This is a genomic window from Pseudomonas trutticola BRTCR10, from assembly GCF_056155105.1.
Window position 1 is genome coordinate 5,703,209 of the sequence record NZ_CM149552.1, and the last position, 19,018, is coordinate 5,722,226.

Sequence of the window (19,018 nt, forward strand, 5' to 3'; positions counted from 1 at the left end):
ACCCTAATTCACACGCTGCTCAGTCGGAATGGCTGTCTTCGGCGGCTCCACGACGAGCGGCTGCGCCGGGCGCCGCCACTGTGGCAGACCGATCAGTACCACGGCGCTGATGATCACCAGCATCGCCAGTGCTTCTTCGATCCCGATGGTCTCGCCGACAAACACAATCCCCAGCAACACCGCCACCGCCGGGTTGACGTAGGCATAACTGGTCGCCGCCGCCGGACGCACGTGCTTGAGCAAGTACATGTAGGAATTGAAGGCGATGATCGAACCGAAAAAGATCAGGTACGCCAGCGCCAGCCAGCCTTCTACGGGCGGCACGGCTTGCAGATGTTCGCCACTCACCGCACTGCCGATCAGCAGAGCCACGCCGCCGACCAGCATTTCCACGGCACTGGCCATCGCCCCTTGCGGCAACGGCAAGTGCTTGCTCCACACCGAACCGAACGCCCAGGTCGCCGCCGCAAAAATCAGCAACGCCGCGCCCATCGGACTCGATTGCAGGTTGGAGCCCATGTTGAGCATGGCGATGCCGATGATCCCCAGCGCTACCCCGGCCCATTCAAGGCGGGTATTGCGCGCCCCCCAGAAATAGCCACAGAGCAACGTGAACAGCGGCACCGTCGCCACTGCCAATGCCGCAACGCCGGACGCCACCCCGGTGTGCTCGGCCACACTGACCGCGCCGTTACCGAAACTGAGCAGCAAAATCCCGATGATCCCCGCCGCTTTCCACTGTGCCCAAGTCGGCGCCGGTGCCCCGCGCCAGCGCAGGAAGGCATACATCAACGTCCCCGCGATCACGAAACGCACACCGCCGAGCATCAGCGGCGGCCAGTACTCAACGCCGATACGGATCACCAGATAGGTCGACCCCCAAATCACATACAACGCAAAAAACGCGGCGATCAGAGGTAAGGAAAAACGGCGCAAGGCAGGCATGGGCAGCTCGAATGTCAGAGGTAGCGGATGAATTATTCTAGAAAGGCCGGTGAGCAAAAATAAGTTACAAAACCTGTTTATCGCGCCGGTACACTTTTGAAAGCACGGAGATCGACGGGATAAACCACGATTTCGAAAGTCTGGCATTTTCAGGAGTTCAGCCTTGGACAAATACGACCGCATGCTGCTCAGCGCTCTGCTCGAAAACGGACGCGCGTCCTACGCCGACCTGGCGCGCAAAGTGAACCTCTCCGCCCCCGCCGTCGCCGAACGCGTGGCCAAGCTTGAGGCAGCCGGGGTCATCACCGGGTATGAGGCGAAAATCGACCTGTCGAAAATCGGTCTGCCGATCCAGTGCATGATCGAATTGCGTCTGCACCAGAACGGCAGCCAGAAGGTCTACGACGAACTGGTGAAAATCCCGCAACTCACCGAGTGCTTTCGAGTCACGGGCGATCCGTGCGTGATGATGAAGGGCGCGGTGGGCTCGATGCCGGAGCTGGAGGAGTTGATCAACCGGGTGGCGAAGTTCGGCTTCAGCAAGACCTCGATTGTGTTGTCGAGCGCCATCGAAAAACGCGTGCCGCTGGGGCAGATCGAAGGCAACGGCAAATCCTGAGGACGATGATGCCCCCTGTGGGAGCGGGCTTGCCCGCGATGAGGCCATCACATCCAACAATTTGGGTGGCAGACGGTAAGCCATCGCGGGCAAGCCCGCTCCCACAGGTAATTTATTTGCCTGAAAATCAGCGAAAGCGCTGCAAGTGTTCCGTGACTTTGGCGGCAGGGACTTTCTGCAATTTGCACAGCAGGTCGTGCGACAGCTCGCGCACGCCGTGCTTGCTGCGCAACTCTTCAGCCAGATGCGCCATCAGGTTGGCCGCCATCTCGGCATCGGCCATGGCCCGGTGAGCCTGGCCGGTATGCGGCAATCGCGCGAACGTGGTGAGGGTGCCGAGTTTGTGGTTTGGCGCGGCCGGCATCAAGCGGCGGGCCAGCAGCAGTGAGCAGGCGAAGTTCTGCAACCGCGTGCGCTTGATCCGCCCCAGTTCGAAATCCCAGAACTTCTGGTCGAACGAGGCGTTGTGCGCGACCAGTGGCGTGCAGCCGACGAATTCGTTGACCTCTTCCATCACCTTCTCGGCCGACGGCGCGGTGCGCAGCATGGCGTTGCTGATGCCGGTCAGTTGTTCGATGAAGGCCGGGACGCGCACGCCGGCGTTCATCAGGCTTTGGTAACGCTCGACGATGCGGCCGTTTTCCAGCATGACCACGGCGATTTCCGTGGCGCGACAGCTGCTGTTCGGCGAGAGGCCGGTGGTTTCAAAGTCGATGACTGCAATGCGTTCCAAACCGGGTTTAACTCCGTTCAATTCTTGAGTAGTCGCTTAGTTCTTCAGCAGCAGCGCGCCTTCGATCGGCACATAACGGCTGGCGGCGCGGATCAGCGAGTTGGCGGTCAGGCCCGGCACGCCATAGGCTACGGCTTGCACGCCGTGCTTGCTGATGATGCGTTCGAGCAGCATGTCGAAGTCACCGTCACCGGAGGCCAGGACGATTTCGTCGACATGGTCGGCGGCGTCCATGATGTCGAGGGTGATGCCCACGTCCCAGTCGCCCTTGGCCGAGCCGTCGCTGCGCTGGATGTACGGCTTGAGCTTCACGGTGAAACCGAGGTTGCGCAGAATCTGCTGAAACTGCTGCTGCTTGCTGTCACCACGGTCGATCGCGTAGGCGTAGGCCTCGACGATCTGCCCGTCCTTGCTGATGTCGGCCCACAGCGCGGCGTAGTTGAAATGGCAACCATAGGCCTGACGCACGGTGTAATAGAGGTTCTGTACGTCGGCGAACACTGCGATTTTTTTCACCGGAGTTCCTGTGAGCGCGCAAGCGCCCGAAGCGGGATCAGGCGCCTGGCCCGAAAAAGGCGCCCAGTATGCCAGCCATGAGGAAGTTTCAGCGAATAAACACCGGCAGGCGCCGAAGTGCTACTGACGAATGGTGAATGTGGAGAGGGGATTTATCCCCGACGAACTGCGCAGCAGTCCCATTTCTGGGGCCGCTGCGCTGCCCATCGGGGATGAATCCCCTCACCACAGGTCTGGTGTCAAAGCTGAGAAGTGTGGGGGTCAGACAAAGGAATCATCGTCATCGAAGAACGATGAGTTGTCATCGCTGTAGTCGGTATCGGTAAATCCGCCTTGGTCATTGCCAGCCATGCGCTGATCGTTGCCCCAGTCGTTGTTGCTCTGGTCAGCCACCTGCGCCGGCTCTTCCTTGATTACCTCAACAATTTCTTCCGGCTGCTGGTTGTGATGGAACAGGCTGCTGATACCTTGCGCCAGCATCACGCCGCCCGCCACACCCGCAGCGGTTTTCAATGCGCCACCGAGGAAGCTGCTGCCCGCTGCCGGGGCCGCTTGCTGCGCGTAGTTCGGTGGCGGTGCGCCGAAATTCTGTTGCGGGGCCGGATTACCAAAATTCTGCTGCGGCGCTGGTTCGCGCCAGCCGCCAGTGGACGCCGGGGCGCTCTGGGTCGGCGCCGGGCGTGGGCTGCCACCAAAGATGCTCGACAGGAAACCACCGCCGCCGCTTGGCGCCGGTGCCGCACTCTGGGCCTTGGCCGATTGCAGTTCGGCCTGCAGACGCTGGACTTGCTGGGTCAGTTGCTTGTTCTGCTCGTCGAGGCTCTTGAGCGCCGCCTCTTGCACCAGAATCGCCTGGGTCATGAAATAACCCGCCGCCGGTTGGCGTGTCAGGTGTTCCTTGATCCGCGCCTCGGCCTGGGCGTCACGCGGGGCTGCCTCCGTTTCGGCCTGTTGCAGCCGGGAAAACAGTCCATCGATCAGGGTTTGCTCTTCGCTGTTCATGGCGACCTCGTAGATTGCCGGGATAACGTTGCCCTCGCCCACTGTGGACAAGGTGCTCTCCTGTAATGGAGACAGTGACAGGATGTTTCAACGACCTTTACCGAATGTTTACGTTTGTGTCGCCCCGCGCATCATCGGTTAAAGTGAGCCACTGTTTTCGACCTGCGATACCGACTGATGAATGCCTTAGAAGTGCTGCGCGACTCTCTGTATTTTTTCAAACGCCATTTGGCCAGCATCGTGCAGTTGTGCCTGCCGCTGGTGATCGTCGAAGCATTGCTGCAACAAGTGGTCGACCGCGCCAGCGATCCGGACAGTTTCTCGGCTTACAGCATCATTGTCGGGCTGCTGGTCTATCCGTTGTACACCGCCGCGCTGATCCTGTTTCTCGACGCCCGCACCCGTGGCGAAGCCCCGCGCCCCCTCGACCTGCTGGCGATGTCTGCCCGGTTGTGGCCGCGTTTCGCCCTGCTCACGGCGCTCAACACGTTGCTGATTCTGCTGGGGCTTTCGCTTTACTTCCTGCCGGGGCTGATCCTGATGGTGATGCTGGCTTTCGGCGAATACCTGCTGGTGCTGCGTGGCCTCAATCCATTGCACGCGATGAAGGAAAGCCTGCGCCTGACCCGTGGGCATTTCTGGCGGATCCTGCTGTGCATTCTCTGTGTGATGGGACCGCTGTGGCTGCTCAAGGGCTTGACCCTGCAGGTCTATCCCGACCCGCAGAACCCGGCACTTGCCGTACTGATCGACAGTGCCCACAGTTTCCTGCAACTGTTCACCAGCGTGGTGCTGTTCCGTCTGTTCATGCTGATCAGTGAACTGCCCGACAAGCGCGACAGATCGGTCTGACGGTTTTGGCCTTGGGCGACGGCGGCGCACTCGGGTATGCTCGGGGCCACTTTCTGTAACGCTATAAGCCGAGCCATGACCCGCCTGCTGCGCTACACCCTGCTCCTTGTTGTGCTCGCCATCGCGCTGATTGGCGGGCTGATCTTTGGCCTGACCTGGCGCCCCGACGCCCGGGAAACCCTGCCGGTCAGCTGTACCGGAACGCCGCCGACGCTGGTGCCCGGGCAAGCGCTGAAAGTCATGACCTGGAACGTGCAGTACCTGGCGGGCAAGCGTTACGTGTTCTGGAACGACCAGGCCCAAGGCGACGACGAAGCACCAACGCTGGAAGACATGGCCTTCAGCCTTGATGAAGTGGCACGGGTGATCCGCGACGAACAGCCCGATGTGGTGTTGTTGCAGGAACTGGATGACGGTGCCAAGGCCAGCGACTATCAGGACCAGCTCAAATTGTTGCAGGAACGCGTGGCCGATCTGTATCCGTGCAGCGCCAGTGCGTTTGACTGGAAAGCCGATTTCGTCCCTGAACCACACATCTTCGGCAGCGTTGGCCGACAACTGGCGACGCTCAGCCGCTACCGCATCGAGCATGCCGAACGCCTGCAATTGCCAGTGGCATCAAGCAATTTCATCAGTCGCCAGTTCCAGCCGAAAGATGCGCTGCTGGCGACCAAACTGCCGCTCAGCGACGGCGGGCAACTCACCGTATTCAACACCCATCTGGAGCGCGCCAGCCAACCGGACGACACCTTGCAGGCGCAAGTGGCCGCCGTGGCCAAGGTGCTCGACAAGTATGAAAGCCAGGGCCTGCCGTGGCTGATCGGTGGCGACTTCAATCTGTTGCCGCTTGGCCAATATCGTCGCTTGCCTGCCGAACAGCGCAGGCCGTACTCCGCCGACAGCGAGCTGCACCTGCTGTGGGATAAATACCCGATGATTCCGACCAACAACGAAGCGAGCGGCATCGACCGTGCACAGTGGTTGACCCACTACCCCAACGACCCCGGTCTCAATGGCCCGGATCGTACGGTCGACTATCTGTTCTACAGCCCGAAGATCAAACGGATCCAGGCAACGGTCCGTCAGGACGATACGCTGCGTATCTCCGATCATTTGCCGGTGATTGCCCGCTTCCTGCTCCCCGTCGCGCCCTAGCAACCGGCGTGAGCAAACTGCCAGCCAGCCCCACCGAACATGGCGTCAGCCCCGAATTGAAGAAATGGAACTCGCATGAAAATCTTACTGGTGTGCAAGGACATCGGCGGTTACGCCGGCAAACTGGCCGACTACCTGAAACGTGACAACGATGTGTGCTTCATCGATACATCGTCGCTGTCCAACCGTTTTGATCGAGCCCCGAAGATCCTCCGCCGCCCTCTGAAGCGCTGGGCGCAGTTGCGCCAGTTCAAGAAGAGCCTCGGTGCATCGGCGCACTTTGACGTCGGGTTGATCATCAATCCGGCGCAAATCGAACCCAAGCAACTGACCGCTGCCCTCAATGCCAGCGAGCGCAAGATCGCTTACCTCTACGACAGTTTCAGTCGCTGGCCGATGACCCGCGAAGCGCTTGCCGGTTATGACGAGGTGTTTTCCTTCGACCCGGAGAATGCTGAAAGCTACGGCCTGAAAAAACTCTACAACTTCATCTACGACGACTACATCGCCGACGGCGAGCCCGGTGAATACTCGGCGTTTGTGGTGATGGCGGGCAAGGATCGGGTGCCGGCACTTGAAGGGCTGGCGCAGGAGTTCGATCGCCTCGGAGTCACCGATTACAAGTTTCTGGTCCAGTGCAAACCGGTCTCGGGCGCGCATCCGGGCATCACTTTTTTCGAGCAGAGAATGTCGCTGGAGTCGGTGGGTGAACTGGTCAAGCGCTCGCGGATCATTCTCGACATTGCCAAGCCCGGTCAGGCCGGGTTGAGCTTCCGTTTCTTCGAGGCCATGGCCTCACGGAAGAAAGTCATCACCACCAACAAGAGCGTGGTCGACTACGACTTTTACAACCCGACGAACATTCTGGTCATCGATGAGGCCAACCCGGTGATTCCGGAGCGGTTCATTACGGATCCGTATGTCGACGTGCCTGAACACGTCTACCAGAAATACACCCTGCAGGGATGGGTCAAAACCGTGTTTGCCGTGCCGTGAACTGACCTCGCCAACAGCCCGCACACATCCCCCTGTGGGAGCGAGCTCGCTCCCACAGAGCTGGTGTATCAGCGCATCAGTGCACTTCTTCCAGATCATCATGCAGCAGCCCGAAGATCTGCCGTTTCATGTCGATGAACGAGCGCTCCATAACCATGTCCAGTGAGCGTGGTCGCTCGATCGGTACATCGAGAATCTGTTTGATCCGCCCCGGTTTCGCGCCCATCACATAGACCCGGTCGCCAAGCAGAATCGCTTCGTCGATGTCGTGGGTGACAAACAGCACGGTTTTCTTGCTGTTGCCCCACACCCGCAGCAACAGTTGCTGCATCTGCAAACGCGTCTGGCTATCCAGCGCACCGAACGGTTCGTCCATCAGCAAAATCTGCGGATCATTGGCCAGCGCCCGGGCAATGGCGACACGCTGCATCATCCCGCCCGAGAGCTGTTTGGCGTAATTGTCGGCGAACCCGGTGAGGCCGACTTCGTTGACGTAATAATCGACAATCTCCTTGCGCCGCGCCGCCGGCAGGCCACGACGCTTGAGGCCGAACTCGACGTTCTGGCGCACCGTCAGCCACGGGAACAACGTATAGCTCTGAAAGACCATGCCGCGATCCGCGCCGGGACCTTGCACTTGCTGGCCGCCAACGTAGATCTCGCCGGAAGTCGGTTCAGCCAGGCCGGCGGTCAGGTACAACAGGCTCGACTTGCCGCAACCCGACGGCCCGACCAGCACGGCGAATTGCTGATCCGGCACCTCGAACGACACCTCTTCCAGCGCGGTAAACGTTCCGCCATCGGGCCTCTTGTAACGCAGGCTGACCTTGTCCACCTGCAAGCGTGGCGCGGCTTGCGCCGGTGCCGCGAGCGGCTCGATAAAGCGATGATTGGCAGCAGTCACTGAGCCCATGCGGCAACCCTCAAGCGGAGAAAGCGGAACAGTTGATCGGTGACCAGACCGAGCAGGCCGATGATCGCGATGGCGAGGAAAATCACGTCAACCTGAAAGCCGCGCATGGCTTTCAGGCTCAAATAACCGAGGCCGCTGGAGGCCGCGACCAGCTCGGCCACCACCAGATAGGTCCAGGCCCAGCCCATGGTCACCCGCAAGGTATCGAGCACGCCCGGCACCGACGCTGGGGCGATCACGTGCAACACCGCATCGCGGCGGTTGGAACCTAACGTATAGGAGGCGTTGATCAAATCCTTGGAAATGCCTTTCGACACATCGGCAATCATCACCAGTTGCTGGAAGAACACGCCGAAGATAATCACTGATACGCGCTGCTCCAGACCGATGCCGATCCACAGGATGAACAGCGGCACGAACGAGGTCACCGGCAGATAGCGAATGAAGTTCACCAGCGGTTCCAGAAACGCCTGGACGATGCGGAAACTGCCCATCAGCAATCCCAGCGGCACCGCCACCAGCGACGACACAATGAAACCGACCATGACCACTTCGACGCTGGCCCACACATGCGTGCCGAGGGTGCCGTCGCGGCTCAACCGCACGGCCGCTTCGACCACCGCACCCGGAGTAGGCAAGAACATGCCCGGCACGATGCCGCCATAGGACAACCCGGCCCACAGGCCGACCAACAAGATCCAGGCCAGACCGCTGGCGCTCCACACCACGGGTACCGGCAAAGCGGTTTTCGGCGTGAGGCTGCGGCTCAGCCACGAATTGCGCTTGAACATTGCAAACCTCCTAGAGCGGGCTGACGAAACGGTTGTCGACCAGATCGTCATGGCTGACGTTGTAGGGTTTGCCCTGCAACTCGCTGGCGGTTTCGTTGGCCAGTTTGATCAACGCGGCGCTGTCACCCGGCTGGCCCGGCGAGCCGAGGAGTTTTTCGCTCATGGCCTGATCGTAGAAGCGCACGCCCTGCGCCGCAGCCGCCAGCTCCTTCGGATCGGACAGATAACCGCCAACGCCTTTGGCCATGATCTTGTAAGCATCTTCCGGATGATCCTTGGTGTACTGCACGGCTTTGTACAAACCGGCGACCAGGGCCTTGACGTCTTCCGGCTGTTTTTCGATGACGCTGCAGTTGAGCGCTACCACATCGACGATCACCCCGGGCGTGGTGCTGCTGTCGATCAACACCTTGCCTTGCTGCTTGTCGCGCACCATCGACAGATGCGGTTCCCAGGTCACCGCCGCCGGCACGCGACCGGCGATGAACGCGGTGGCGGCATCGTCAGCGGTCATGTTCTGCACGGTGATGTCGCTCATTTTCATGCCGTTCTTTTTCAGCAGATACGAGAGCCAGAACTGCGAAGTCGAGCCTTCGTTCACCGCCACGGATTTGCCCTTGAGTTCCTGCAGGCTCTTCACCTCCTTGCCGACCAGCACGCCGTCGCCACCATGGCTGTCATCCAGCGCCGCGACAGCCTTGAAGCAGAACTGCGGGCGATACTTGAGCACTTCATCGATGGTCGACGCCGAGCCGGACAGTTGCCCGGAGGCCTGCGCGGCCATGTACATCGAGGCCTCTTCGACCACGGGTAATTCGACGGTCAGGCCGTTTTCCTTGAAATAGCCCAGGTCCTGAGCCAGATAAAGCGTGCCGTAGCCGACCCACGTGGTGTGGCCGATGGACAGGGTGCCGGCCTCGGCGCTGGTGGCGACTGTGGCGGCCAGAGCGGTGATTGCCAGAGGATGAGCGAGACGAATACACAAGGACTTGATCATGGAGCACTCCCGACGCTGTTGATTTAGTTTTGTCATGGGCAGTACGGCCAGCGCCAAATGCTGTGAATGCACACTGCGGTCTCTGCTGGACTCTGGCGTGAACCACTTGGGCTGGCGAGATCGATGGTGGCCCATGTGCGCGGTGAGGAAAATCAGGAAATTGTTGGCTGCGAACAATGAAAAAACTGCTTAGTGCGCACTGCTGAAGGGCAGGGTTGGCGGGGATGCGCAAGGTGGGTGCAGATCGGGGATTTTCGGTAACCGGAAGAACGCCATCGCTGGCAAGCCAGCTCCCACAGGGGATCTCGGTTGTACCCGGAATATGTGCACACCACTGAAACCTGTGGGAGCTGGCTTGCCAGCGATGGCGTCAGGTCAGTCGATATCTTTGCAGCCTGACCCACCGCTATCGCGAGCAGGCTCGCTCCTACAGGGATCTAAGGTGTGCCGGGATTTTGTGAACATAACTGAAACCTGTGGGAGCTGGCTTGCCAGCGATGGCATCAGGTCAGTCGATATCTTTGCTGCCTGACCCACCGCTATCGCGGTATCAGCGCAATTGAAACCAGGTGGTTTTCAACTGCGTGTATTTGTCGAACGAGTGCAACGACAGGTCGCGACCGAACCCGGACTGTTTGCCGCCGCCAAATGGCACCGTCACGTCCAGCGCATCCACCGTATTGACCGACACCGTACCGGCCCGCAACTGCCGCGCCACTCGGTGTGCGCGGTTGAGGTCATCTGTCCACAGCGACGCCGCCAACCCGTAGACGCTGTCATTCGCCAGACACACGGCCTCCTCTTCACTGTCGAACGGCACAACCGCCAGCACCGGGCCGAACACCTCTTCACGAAACAACGGCATATCGGCTTTCACGCCAGTGAAAATCGTCGGCTCGATGAAGTTGTCCGAGCCATTGAAACGCCGTTGCTGACCGCCACATACCAGTGTCGCGCCATGCTCTTGTGCCTGGCGAATGGCGCGCATGATGCTCGCCGTCTGCTGCTGATCGACGATGGCACCCGCGCGACTTTGCGGATCCAGCGGATCGCCCGGCAACCAACGCTCGGCCTGCGCTTGCAGACGCTCGACAAACTCATCATGAATCGAACGTTCCACCAGCAATCGCGAGTTGGCCGAGCAGACTTCGCCCTGATTGAAGAAGATCCCGAACGCAGCTTTCTCCGCCGCCAGCTCCAGATCCCGGCAATCGGCGAAGACCAGATTGGCGCTCTTGCCGCCGCACTCCAGCCACACCTGCTTGAGGTTTGATTGCGCAGCGTACTGCATGAAATATTTGCCAACCTGCGTCGAACCGGTAAACACCAGACAATCGACATCCGCGTGCAAACCCAAGGCCTTGCCGGCCTGCTCGCCAAGCCCCGGCAGCACATTCAGCACACCCGGCGGCAGGCCCGCCTCCAGCGCAAGCTCGGCCAGACGCAAGGCCGAAAACGGGGACTGCTCGGCCGGTTTGAGGATCACCGAATTGCCCGCCGCCAGCGCTGGCGCGAGTTTCCACGCGGCCATGTCCAAAGGAAAATTCCACGGCACCACAGCGGCAACCACGCCCAGTGCTTCACGGGTGATGGTCGCCAGCACGTTGGTCGCGCTCGGCGCAACCTGGTCGTAGAGTTTGTCGATGCTTTCGGCGTACCAGCGGAACACGCCAGCGGCGCCCGGCACGTCGATGTTGTAGGCGTCCATTACCGGTTTGCCCATGTTCAGCGAGTCGAGCAGCGCCAGCTCTTCGCGATGGCTCATCAGCAAATCGGCCAGACGCAACAACACTTGCTTGCGCTCGGCCGGCGAACGTCGCGACCACACGCCCGCCTCAAATACCTGTCGGGCATTGCCCACCGCTGCGTCGACATCGGCCTCGCCGCACGCGGCAACGTTGGCCAGTAACTGGCCGGTAGCCGGGTTGATCGCGTCGAAGGTCTGCCCCGATTGCGCCGCGTAATGTTTGCCGTCGATCACGGCTTGATCGGGAAACTTCAATGCAACGGCGCGGCGCTGCCACTCTGCAAGCTCGAACACGGCGGATGCTCCTAGGGCTTTATTGTGCCGTCGATGGTCGCTCAGGCCCGCACGGGCTAAAAATAGTAAAAATGTCTTCGCAGGCAATAAAAACACTGGGCAGTGACTTCCCCCAAACGCCGCACAGGTGGCTATGGTTGAGGGATAAGAACAACGTCGCGCAGCGGACGCGGCGGCGCACAAATTGCTTGGAAGTCGAGTCCGCTCGTCCTGAGGTTTGCCGTGGCCGCCTACAATTTGCGTCAGTTGAAATACTTCATCACCACCGTCGAGTGCGGCAGCGTTGCCGAGGCTTCACGCAAGCTGTACATCGCTCAACCGGCGATCTCCACGGCGATCAAGGCGCTGGAAGACAGCTTCGCCGTGCAACTGCTGATCCGCCATCACGCGCAAGGAGTTTCCCTTACACCGAGCGGCGCGCGTTTCCTGCGCAAGGCCCAGGAACTGCTGCGCATGGCCAAGGAGTTCGAGCAGAACGCCCTCGCCGATAACGATGTGGTGGCCGGGCAGATCGACATCGGCTGTTTCGAAACCGTTGCGCCGTTGTACCTGCCGCAATTGATCGCCGGGTTTTCCGCCCTGTACCCGGGCGTGAAGATCCGCATCCGCGACGGCGAACAACAGGAATTGGTACAAGGCCTGACCTCGGGCGCATTTGACCTGGTGATCCTCTATGAACACGAACTCGACGCGACGATTCAGACCGAACCGCTGATGCCGGCGCAACGACCCTATGCGCTACTGCCGGCCGATCATCGCTTTGCCGAGTACAAGCAAGTGTCGCTGCGCGATCTGTGCCTGGAACCGATGATTCTGCTGGATGTGCAACCGAGCCGGACCTACTTCGTCAGCCTGTTCGAAGAGCTGGGCCTGACGCCGCGCATCGAGTTCAGCTCACCGTCCATCGAGATGGTGCGCGGGATGGTCGGTCAGGGTTTCGGCTTTTCGATCCTGGTTACGCGACCGCATTCGGAATGCACTTACGACGGCAAGAAGGTTGTGTGCGTGGACATCGTCGAGGACGTCACCGGTTCAGGTTTGGTGGCGGCGTGGCTCAAGCGTGGGCAACTGACCAAACCGGCGCAGTTGTTTGCTGATTATTGCCGCGAACAATTGACCGCCAAGACCGCTTAGAACCCTGGCGGAATGTAACCGGGGACATACCTTACGTTGGTGCACTTGCCATGAAGGATCCGTCCATCTTCAATCAGAAACTGCGCGATCTTCTTTTGTTGGTTGATCTTCGCCTGCAACTTGCAATCGGAACTGTGCCCGACTTGTTGATAATGCTCGGTGTACACCATGCCGTTGCCGGTATGGGTCATCGAGGTCCCGGCCGCTTCGGTGGTTGACCAGCTCGACGACTTGTACCAGGTCAGCACAGCGTAGGGCTGGCCGTCCGGACCGGTTTCCTTTTTCATCGAATCGGGTTTGCCGAACAGGTCCAGCGCTTCCTGGGCATCGCGACCTTCCCAACGGTTCTGTGCGATGGTCGAACAACCATTCAAGAGCAACACCGCCAGAATTGTCGCCAGCGGTAAACGTGTTTTCGTCCACTGTTTCATCGTGAGTCCCCTGACAGATCGCTTATTTTTTCAGCTCGAGCATGGTGTCCATGTCGTCCATCATCTGGCTCTTTTCCTGAACCGGCGCGAGCTTGAAGAACATCTGCTGCAGGGTCTGGATCATCTGCATGTATTCCATCTTGCCCAGCGTGACCATCTCGTTCTTATTACGACTGCCAGGCGTACAGGCAAACTTCAACGCTTGCTGGATCCAGAATTCTTTCGGAGCCTGCCATGTATCCGAGACTTTCAAGTGGCGCATCGTATAGGCCAGACGCTCGATCGACTGGCCGTTGATAAAACGCACCTTACCGGCGGAGCACTGAGCTTCAAGGTTGTAGACATCGATCATCGGTTTTCCCGGCTCTTCGTAAACCAGAGTCACCGCGACCATCGTCGCGCCTTTGGTTTTTTGCGATGGCACCACTGACGTGGCATCGGCGACATACATGATGTTTTTATGCGCAACACCGTTGCCGTAGATGATCCACCAGTCGCCAACAGGATTGGATTGTTCGGCGCTGACCGAAGTGGAGGCGGCCAGCAGCGCAGCCGACAAGAAGGATAACTTCTTGAACTTGAAGAGTGATGACATAGGGCGATTCCGTTCCTTGGCGGCAGCTTGCAAGGCAGCAGGTCTGCTTATTGTTCAAGCCGCGACTTTAGGAGGGCAAACAAACAAGGGCAATTAGGGCGGATGTGCTAGTGGCGCACCGCCATGAGCTCTAAATCGCCAGGATCGCAAGTTGCGATCCTGCGCGCCTCAGGTGCCGCGCGGTTTGGCCCGCGCGGTCGCCTCGGCCACCAACGGATCATCCGGCCAGTAATGCTTCGGATAGCGCCCTTTCAAATCCTTCTTCACCTCGGCATAGGTGCTGCGCCAGAAGTTGGCCAGATCCTGCGTTACCTGCACCGGACGCCGCGCAGGCGACAACAGGTGCAACTTGATCACTTGCCGGCCGCCAGCGATTCGCGGGGTCTCGGCCAGGCCGAACAATTCCTGCAATCGCACCGCCAGAATCGGTGGAAACTCGCTGTAGTCCAGACGAATCGACGACCCCGACGGCACGCTCAGATGATGCGGCGCCAGCTCGTCCAGGCGTTGCGGCAGTGGCCACGGCAGCAGGTTGCGCACGATGCTCGACAGATCGAGGTTGGCAAAATGACTGAGTCGCGAGACCTTGCCCAGATACGGCATCAGCCAGTCTTCAAGGGTTTTCAGCAGCGTTGCGTCGCTGACATCCGGCCATTGACTGTCATCCTGATTCGTCAGATCGAGCTGGCGCAACAACGCCACCCGCGCCTGCCACTGACGCAGTTCCGGTGTCCATGGCAGCAGCTCCAGACCTTTGCGCCGCACCAGATTGACCAGCGCCTGACTGCGTGCGGCTTCATCGAGACCGGTCAATGGTTCGCGACTCAAGATCAGCTCACCGACCTTGCGCTGACGCTCGGCGCGCAGCACGCCTTCGCGCTCGTCCCAGTCCAGTTGATCGACGTTGCGCACCTGCTCGGCGAGCACGGAATCGAACAGCGCCGGATCGAAATCCGCCGCCAGATAAATCCGTTCCTCGCGCTGGCCTTGACGGCTGCCGAGGTCGGCAATGACGATCCATGGCTCTTTCATCAGGCTGTCGGCCTCAGCGAACAGCGCAGCACGACCGTTGGCCAATCGATATTCGGCACCACCGGCACGCCGCTGTTGCGCGACGCGATCCGGGTAAGCCAGCGCCAGCAATGCGCCGAGCCAGCGCGGATGTTCGGGATCGCTGACCGGCTCGTTCGCCTTGCCGCGCAGGTAACCGCGATATTGCCGCGCCAGTTGCCGGGCGCGCTGCACACCGCCCTGCGCGCCACGGGCAGCGCGCTCCTCGCCAGACAGCAGCACCAGGCGACTGTGCAAATCCGCCCCGGCACCGCGCAAGATATCGCGCTCGCCGAGCAATGCAGCAACGTCGCACGCCATGTTGGCCAGGCCCAACGCCTGACCGCGCAGCAACAAATGGCCGATGCGCGGGTGCGCCGGCAATTCAGCCATGGCCTGACCATGAGTTGTCAGCGCTTCGCCTTCCAGCGCGCCGAGCCGCTGCAACAAATCCTGCGCCTGTGCATAAGCCGCTGCTGGCGGCACATCCAGCCAGACCAGTTCGCCCGGCGTCACGCCCCAGCGCCCGAGTTGCAGCGCCAGGCTGGCCAGATCCGCCGAAAGAATTTCCGCGCTGCCATACGCCGCCAGTTGTTCGTGCTGATCCTGCGACCACAGGCGATAGCAAACGCCCGGTTCCAGTCGCCCTGCCCGACCGGCACGCTGGGTGGCGCTGGCCTTGGAAATCCGCTGGGTATCCAGACGCGTCATGCCGCTGCCGGGATCGAAACGCGGGACCCGCGCCAACCCGGCGTCGATGACCACGCGCACACCGTTGATGGTCAAACTGGTCTCGGCGATGTTGGTCGCCAGCACCACTTTGCGCTGACCGGCCGGTGCCGGATCGATCGCTGCGCGCTGGGCGTTGAGGTCGAGTTCACCGTGCAACGGGCAGAGCAAGACGTCTTTGCGCTCACCGATGGCGTCGGCCAGTTGTTGATGGACACGACGGATTTCCGCCTGCCCCGGCAGAAACACCAAGAGGCTGCCAGTCTCATCATGCAGCGCTTCGAGTACGGTTTGTGTCACGCGCTGATCGATGTATTCGCCGGGCTGGAACGGACGGCCCCAGCGCATCGTCACCGGATACATGCGCCCTTCGCTGCGCAGGATCGGCGCGTCATCAAGCAACCCGGCCAGGCGTTCGCCTTCAAGGGTGGCGGACATCAGCAAAATCTTCAGCGGCTGTTCAGCTCGAAACAGCTCGCGACCGTTCAGACTCAGGGCCAGTGCCAGATCGGCGTCGAGACTGCGTTCGTGAAATTCGTCGAAGATCAGCAGGCCCACGCCTTCCAGCGCCGGATCATCCTGCAAGCGTCGAGTGAGAATGCCTTCGGTGACCACTTCGATGCGGGTGTTGGGGCCGACCTTGCTGTCGAGGCGGATGCGATAACCGACGGTTTCACCGACCTTCTCGCCGAGTTCACTGGCCAGTCGTTCCGCAGCAGCACGCGCAGCGAGGCGGCGGGGTTCGAGCATCAGAATGGTTTGCCCCGCCAGCCACGCTTCATTGAGCAAAGCCAAGGGCACGCGGGTGGTTTTACCGGCGCCGGGCGGTGCTTCGAGCACGGCTTCGTGGCGTGTCGCGAGCGCTTCACGCAGGGCGGGTAAAACTTCATCGATCGGCAGCGAATTCATACTGGCTCCAAAACAGAGCCGCGAGTATAACGGCGAACTGCTTGGCGTTCGTCAGGGTCTTAACTTCACAAGACGAAGCTTCGTTATCAGATGACTCAGGAGATTTTCCATGCGCTTACCTTTTCGCCTGATCGGCGGTGTACTGGTCGCCACGCTGCTCACGCAAATCACTGCGTGCGGTTCGATTTTCTATCCGGACCGTCGTGGTCAGATCGACGGCAAGATCGACCCGGCGATTGCCGTGCTCGACGCCGTGGGCCTGCTGTTCTACATCATCCCCGGCCTGATCGCGTTTGCCGTCGACTTCGCCACGGGGGCGATCTATTTCGAACCAGGGCACACCGCGCAGATCGATCCGGCCAAGCTCAAACAAGCGATCGGCCCGGATGGTCAGGTCGATAACATGAAGTTGCAGGCTATTCTCGAATCTGAACTGGGCCGCAATCTGCCGCTGGATGATCCGCGCCTGATCCAGCACAAAGGCAGCACTCAACAACTGGCGATGTTCGGCCTGCAACCTGCCGCATAAGGAATCAAAAACTTCATGACCTCCAGCCCCGAACACGCCCGCCTGCTGCGGTTGGCGACACGCGCCTCGGTGGCGGTGGCCTGTACGCTGATCATCGCCAAAGCCATCGCCTGGTGGCTGAGCGGTTCGGTGAGCATGCTCGCCGGCCTCACCGACTCGGCGCTCGATGGCATTGCTTCGTTGCTCAATCTGCTGGCGGTGCATTACGCACTGCGCCCGGCGGATGACGATCACCGATACGGCCACGGCAAGGCGGAATCCCTGGCCGGCATGGCGCAGGCATTGTTCATCGGCGGCAGTGCGGTGCTGATTGCCTTGCAGGCCTATGAGCGGATCAAGCAACCTGAACCGCTCGGTGCGCCGTGGATCAGCATTGGTGTGATCATTTTCTCCCTGCTGCTGACAGTGGCTTTGCTGATCTTGCAGCACCGGGTAGTCAAGCAGACCGGCTCCAACGCTGTGCGTGCCGACTCGTTGCATTACCGATCAGACTTGCTGCTTAACGGCAGCATTCTGGTGGCGCTGGTGCTGGCCGGGTTCGGCTGGCAACAACTGGACGCGTGGTTCGGCCTGGGGATTGCCGCGTACATTTTGTGGAGCGCGGTCCAGATCGCCCGGGAGAGCTTTTCGGTGCTGATGGATGAAGAGCTGCCACCGGACGTCAGTCAGCACATGCTTGAACTGGCGTGCAGCGTGCCGGGGGTGCTGGGCGCGCATGACTTGCGCACGCGGATTTCCGGCAACCACTGGTTCGTGCAGTTGCATCTGGAGCTGCCGGGGGAATTGACCCTGTCAGTCGCGCACGGCATCAGCGATCAGGCGGCCGATGCCATTCACAAAGCCTACCCACGGGCCGAAGTGCTGGTGCACGCCGACCCGCAGGAAGTGGTCAAGTCAGAACGGGCGCAAACCCGGCTTCAGTAACTGACCTGATAACCGCGACTGCTCAGGCAATTGCCCTGCGCCTGACGGTACGCTTGCACCACTTCGGGCGCCGGTTGGTAAGTCGCGGTGCGCGGGTCGAAACCGCTTTGCTGCACGGCGTACTGATAGCACTGGTACCCGTCCTGCTGCACCTGCTCCGGCGACTGACCGTTGGCCGGGTAAGCCTCGACGTCATAGCCCTGTGATTGCGGCTGCGGCTGTTGCTGAACCGGCGGCTCGACCACCACGTAATCCTGAGTCGCTTCCTGGTAGGCGTAGTAGGAGCCGGCGGCAAGGAACAGCAGCGCGCCACCGACCCACACTTCACGGGCGTAATCCGGCAAGTACTGAATGCGGATACCCCGTGGCGGCTGCACGACGATGTAACGCGGGCCTTGCGGGCGGTACCAGTAACCACCGGAATAGAAGTAATCCTGGCCACGATACGGCACGCGATAGTCGCGATCCGGGAAGCGGTCGATCACATGCCCCGGCCGATATTGCGGCCCCGGGCCCCAACCGTTGCCACGCCCGTCCGGACGCCCCGGCCAGCGAGTGTCATTGGGCCGGTTGCCAGTCTGCCAATGCTGGTTGTTGTAGCCGTTCTGCGGACGCTCGTCGCGGTAGTAGCCCTGACGCGGCTCCTGGGTCTGGCGCACGGCATCGGGCCGTGGCTGGATCGGCAGGCTATTGGCCGGCAATTGCGGCGGCGGTGGCGGCTGACGTACCGGATTCGGGTTGTAGGCCGGACGGCTCTGATCGTGGTTCTGCCATTGGCCATTATTGTTGTGCTGCTGGCCGTTGTGCTCGAACTGACGACTGTTGTCGCCACGAATGATCTCGTTGTTCTGCGGACGTGGCTGATTCTGCGGCGGCGGATTATTCTGCGGGCGCGGCTGATTGTTGCCGCCATGGCCCTGATTGTTGCCCTGATGGTCCTGACCGTGGCCACCGCCCTCCGGTCCGCGACTTTGTGGATCATCGGCAAGTGCTTGCACACTGACACTCACACACAGCAAACCAACACTGGCCAGATGCCAGATGCGCGACTTCATGAAATTCCTCACTGTGGCTGGCGGCCTGTCATCAAGAGGGGCCTGTAGCTAAGACCGGGAATGTACAGGCCCGGTTCTGCAACAGGTTATCAGTCACGAAAC

19 protein-coding genes are annotated in these 19,018 nt (G+C 60.6%); 7 read left to right on the plus strand and 12 right to left on the minus strand.

The annotated features are described in order from the left end of the window. Positions 1–3: 3 nt before the first annotated feature. Entirely contained in the window at positions 4–945 is a 942-nt protein-coding gene (gene yedA / locus ACVVH8_RS25910; protein ID WP_103303650.1) for a drug/metabolite exporter YedA, read from the minus strand. A gap of 163 nt (positions 946–1,108) precedes the next feature. Between yedA and ACVVH8_RS25915 the strand changes: the two genes are divergently transcribed. Continuing rightward, positions 1,109–1,564 (plus strand): Lrp/AsnC family transcriptional regulator, encoded by a 456-nt coding sequence (locus ACVVH8_RS25915; RefSeq protein ID WP_103303651.1) that lies wholly within the window; start codon positions 1,109–1,111, stop codon positions 1,562–1,564. Positions 1,565–1,691: 127 nt separating this feature from the next. Here the strand turns inward: ACVVH8_RS25915 and ACVVH8_RS25920 are convergent, their stop codons facing one another. From ACVVH8_RS25920 to ACVVH8_RS25930, 3 genes are all read right to left on the minus strand, one after another. Beyond that, positions 1,692–2,297 carry a 3'-5' exonuclease gene (locus tag ACVVH8_RS25920; RefSeq protein WP_213026655.1) on the minus strand — a complete coding sequence of 202 codons (606 nt, stop codon included), beginning with the start codon at positions 2,295–2,297 and terminating at the stop codon, positions 1,692–1,694. A gap of 36 nt (positions 2,298–2,333) precedes the next feature. Next, positions 2,334–2,813: a LabA-like NYN domain-containing protein gene (locus ACVVH8_RS25925; protein WP_007949802.1), complete on the minus strand. Its 480-nt coding sequence runs from the start codon at positions 2,811–2,813 to the stop codon at positions 2,334–2,336. 261 nt (positions 2,814–3,074) lie between these two features. Then, a complete protein-coding gene (locus tag ACVVH8_RS25930) occupies positions 3,075–3,815 on the minus strand; it encodes a DUF2076 domain-containing protein (RefSeq protein WP_103303773.1) in 741 nt (246 codons plus the stop codon). 177 nt (positions 3,816–3,992) lie between these two features. Between ACVVH8_RS25930 and ACVVH8_RS25935 the strand changes: the two genes are divergently transcribed. The 3 genes from ACVVH8_RS25935 (at position 3,993) to ACVVH8_RS25945 (ending at position 6,818) form a co-directional block, all read left to right on the plus strand. Continuing rightward, positions 3,993–4,667 (plus strand): YciC family protein, encoded by a 675-nt coding sequence (locus ACVVH8_RS25935; protein ID WP_475227042.1) that lies wholly within the window; start codon positions 3,993–3,995, stop codon positions 4,665–4,667. Positions 4,668–4,742: 75 nt separating this feature from the next. Then, positions 4,743–5,822, plus strand: a complete 1,080-nt coding sequence (locus ACVVH8_RS25940; protein WP_103303654.1) for an endonuclease/exonuclease/phosphatase family protein — start codon at positions 4,743–4,745, stop codon at positions 5,820–5,822. A 75-nt stretch (positions 5,823–5,897) separates the two neighbouring features. After that, the gene (locus ACVVH8_RS25945) at positions 5,898–6,818 is read left to right on the plus strand and encodes a WaaS/CpsH family glycosyltransferase (RefSeq protein ID WP_475227044.1); all 921 of its coding nucleotides are present in this window, start codon (positions 5,898–5,900) and stop codon (positions 6,816–6,818) included. Positions 6,819–6,894: 76 nt separating this feature from the next. Here ACVVH8_RS25945 and ACVVH8_RS25950 read toward each other — a convergent pair whose 3' ends face one another. The 4 genes from ACVVH8_RS25950 to ACVVH8_RS25965 form a co-directional block, all read right to left on the minus strand. After that, positions 6,895–7,731: an ABC transporter ATP-binding protein gene (locus ACVVH8_RS25950; protein WP_103303656.1), complete on the minus strand. Its 837-nt coding sequence runs from the start codon at positions 7,729–7,731 to the stop codon at positions 6,895–6,897. After that, positions 7,719–8,522, minus strand: coding sequence for an ABC transporter permease (locus tag ACVVH8_RS25955; protein WP_401300213.1), 804 nt, complete (start codon positions 8,520–8,522; stop codon positions 7,719–7,721). The genes ACVVH8_RS25950 and ACVVH8_RS25955 overlap by 13 nt, the downstream gene beginning before the upstream one ends. Before the next feature lie 10 nt (positions 8,523–8,532). Next, positions 8,533–9,519 carry an ABC transporter substrate-binding protein gene (locus ACVVH8_RS25960; protein WP_103303658.1) on the minus strand — a complete coding sequence of 329 codons (987 nt, stop codon included), beginning with the start codon at positions 9,517–9,519 and terminating at the stop codon, positions 8,533–8,535. 550 nt (positions 9,520–10,069) lie between these two features. Further along, a complete protein-coding gene (locus ACVVH8_RS25965) occupies positions 10,070–11,560 on the minus strand; it encodes an aldehyde dehydrogenase (protein ID WP_475227047.1) in 1,491 nt (496 codons plus the stop codon). Positions 11,561–11,782: 222 nt separating this feature from the next. On the opposite strand from ACVVH8_RS25965, the gene ACVVH8_RS25970 reads away from it, so the two are divergent. Further along, complete coding sequence (locus tag ACVVH8_RS25970) at positions 11,783–12,694, plus strand: LysR family transcriptional regulator (protein ID WP_103303661.1); 912 nt, start codon at positions 11,783–11,785, stop codon at positions 12,692–12,694. Here the strand turns inward: ACVVH8_RS25970 and ACVVH8_RS25975 are convergent. The 3 genes from ACVVH8_RS25975 to hrpB all read right to left on the minus strand — a co-directional run bounded on the left by ACVVH8_RS25975 (position 12,691) and on the right by hrpB (position 16,408). Further along, positions 12,691–13,125 (minus strand): hypothetical protein, encoded by a 435-nt coding sequence (locus ACVVH8_RS25975; protein WP_213026659.1) that lies wholly within the window; start codon positions 13,123–13,125, stop codon positions 12,691–12,693. The genes ACVVH8_RS25970 and ACVVH8_RS25975 overlap by 4 nt on opposite strands. A 22-nt stretch (positions 13,126–13,147) precedes the next feature. Next, a complete protein-coding gene (locus ACVVH8_RS25980) occupies positions 13,148–13,720 on the minus strand; it encodes a hypothetical protein (protein WP_315445994.1) in 573 nt (190 codons plus the stop codon). A 168-nt stretch (positions 13,721–13,888) separates the two neighbouring features. Continuing rightward, complete coding sequence (gene hrpB, locus ACVVH8_RS25985) at positions 13,889–16,408, minus strand: ATP-dependent helicase HrpB (protein WP_475227049.1); 2,520 nt, start codon at positions 16,406–16,408, stop codon at positions 13,889–13,891. 109 nt (positions 16,409–16,517) lie between these two features. Here hrpB and ACVVH8_RS25990 point away from each other — a divergent pair, with 109 nt between their 5' ends. Further along, positions 16,518–16,937, plus strand: coding sequence for a polyribonucleotide nucleotidyltransferase (locus tag ACVVH8_RS25990; protein ID WP_475227051.1), 420 nt, complete (start codon positions 16,518–16,520; stop codon positions 16,935–16,937). Positions 16,938–16,952: 15 nt separating this feature from the next. Next, entirely contained in the window at positions 16,953–17,861 is a 909-nt protein-coding gene (locus ACVVH8_RS25995) for a cation diffusion facilitator family transporter (RefSeq protein ID WP_315445992.1), read from the plus strand. Here the strand turns inward: ACVVH8_RS25995 and ACVVH8_RS26000 are convergent. Beyond that, the gene (locus tag ACVVH8_RS26000; protein ID WP_475227054.1) at positions 17,855–18,916 is read right to left on the minus strand and encodes a DUF6515 family protein; all 1,062 of its coding nucleotides are present in this window, start codon (positions 18,914–18,916) and stop codon (positions 17,855–17,857) included. The two genes, ACVVH8_RS25995 and ACVVH8_RS26000, sit on opposite strands and share 7 nt — an antisense overlap. Positions 18,917–19,018 lie beyond the last annotated feature (102 nt).

Coding starts and splice junctions, on each gene's coding strand:
- yedA (WP_103303650.1), bottom strand. CDS start 945: ATGCCTGCCTTGCGCCGTTTTTCCTTACCTCTGATCGCCGCGTTTTTT.
- ACVVH8_RS25930 (WP_103303773.1), bottom strand. CDS start 3,815: ATGAACAGCGAAGAGCAAACCCTGATCGATGGACTGTTTTCCCGGCTG.
- ACVVH8_RS25935 (WP_475227042.1), top strand. CDS start 3,993: ATGAATGCCTTAGAAGTGCTGCGCGACTCTCTGTATTTTTTCAAACGC.
- ACVVH8_RS25940 (WP_103303654.1), top strand. CDS start 4,743: ATGACCCGCCTGCTGCGCTACACCCTGCTCCTTGTTGTGCTCGCCATC.
- ACVVH8_RS25945 (WP_475227044.1), top strand. CDS start 5,898: ATGAAAATCTTACTGGTGTGCAAGGACATCGGCGGTTACGCCGGCAAA.
- ACVVH8_RS25950 (WP_103303656.1), bottom strand. CDS start 7,731: ATGGGCTCAGTGACTGCTGCCAATCATCGCTTTATCGAGCCGCTCGCG.
- ACVVH8_RS25955 (WP_401300213.1), bottom strand. CDS start 8,522: ATGTTCAAGCGCAATTCGTGGCTGAGCCGCAGCCTCACGCCGAAAACC.
- ACVVH8_RS25960 (WP_103303658.1), bottom strand. CDS start 9,519: ATGATCAAGTCCTTGTGTATTCGTCTCGCTCATCCTCTGGCAATCACC.
- ACVVH8_RS25975 (WP_213026659.1), bottom strand. CDS start 13,125: ATGAAACAGTGGACGAAAACACGTTTACCGCTGGCGACAATTCTGGCG.
- ACVVH8_RS25980 (WP_315445994.1), bottom strand. CDS start 13,720: ATGTCATCACTCTTCAAGTTCAAGAAGTTATCCTTCTTGTCGGCTGCG.
- hrpB (WP_475227049.1), bottom strand. CDS start 16,408: ATGAATTCGCTGCCGATCGATGAAGTTTTACCCGCCCTGCGTGAAGCG.
- ACVVH8_RS25990 (WP_475227051.1), top strand. CDS start 16,518: ATGCGCTTACCTTTTCGCCTGATCGGCGGTGTACTGGTCGCCACGCTG.
- ACVVH8_RS25995 (WP_315445992.1), top strand. CDS start 16,953: ATGACCTCCAGCCCCGAACACGCCCGCCTGCTGCGGTTGGCGACACGC.
- ACVVH8_RS26000 (WP_475227054.1), bottom strand. CDS start 18,916: ATGAAGTCGCGCATCTGGCATCTGGCCAGTGTTGGTTTGCTGTGTGTG.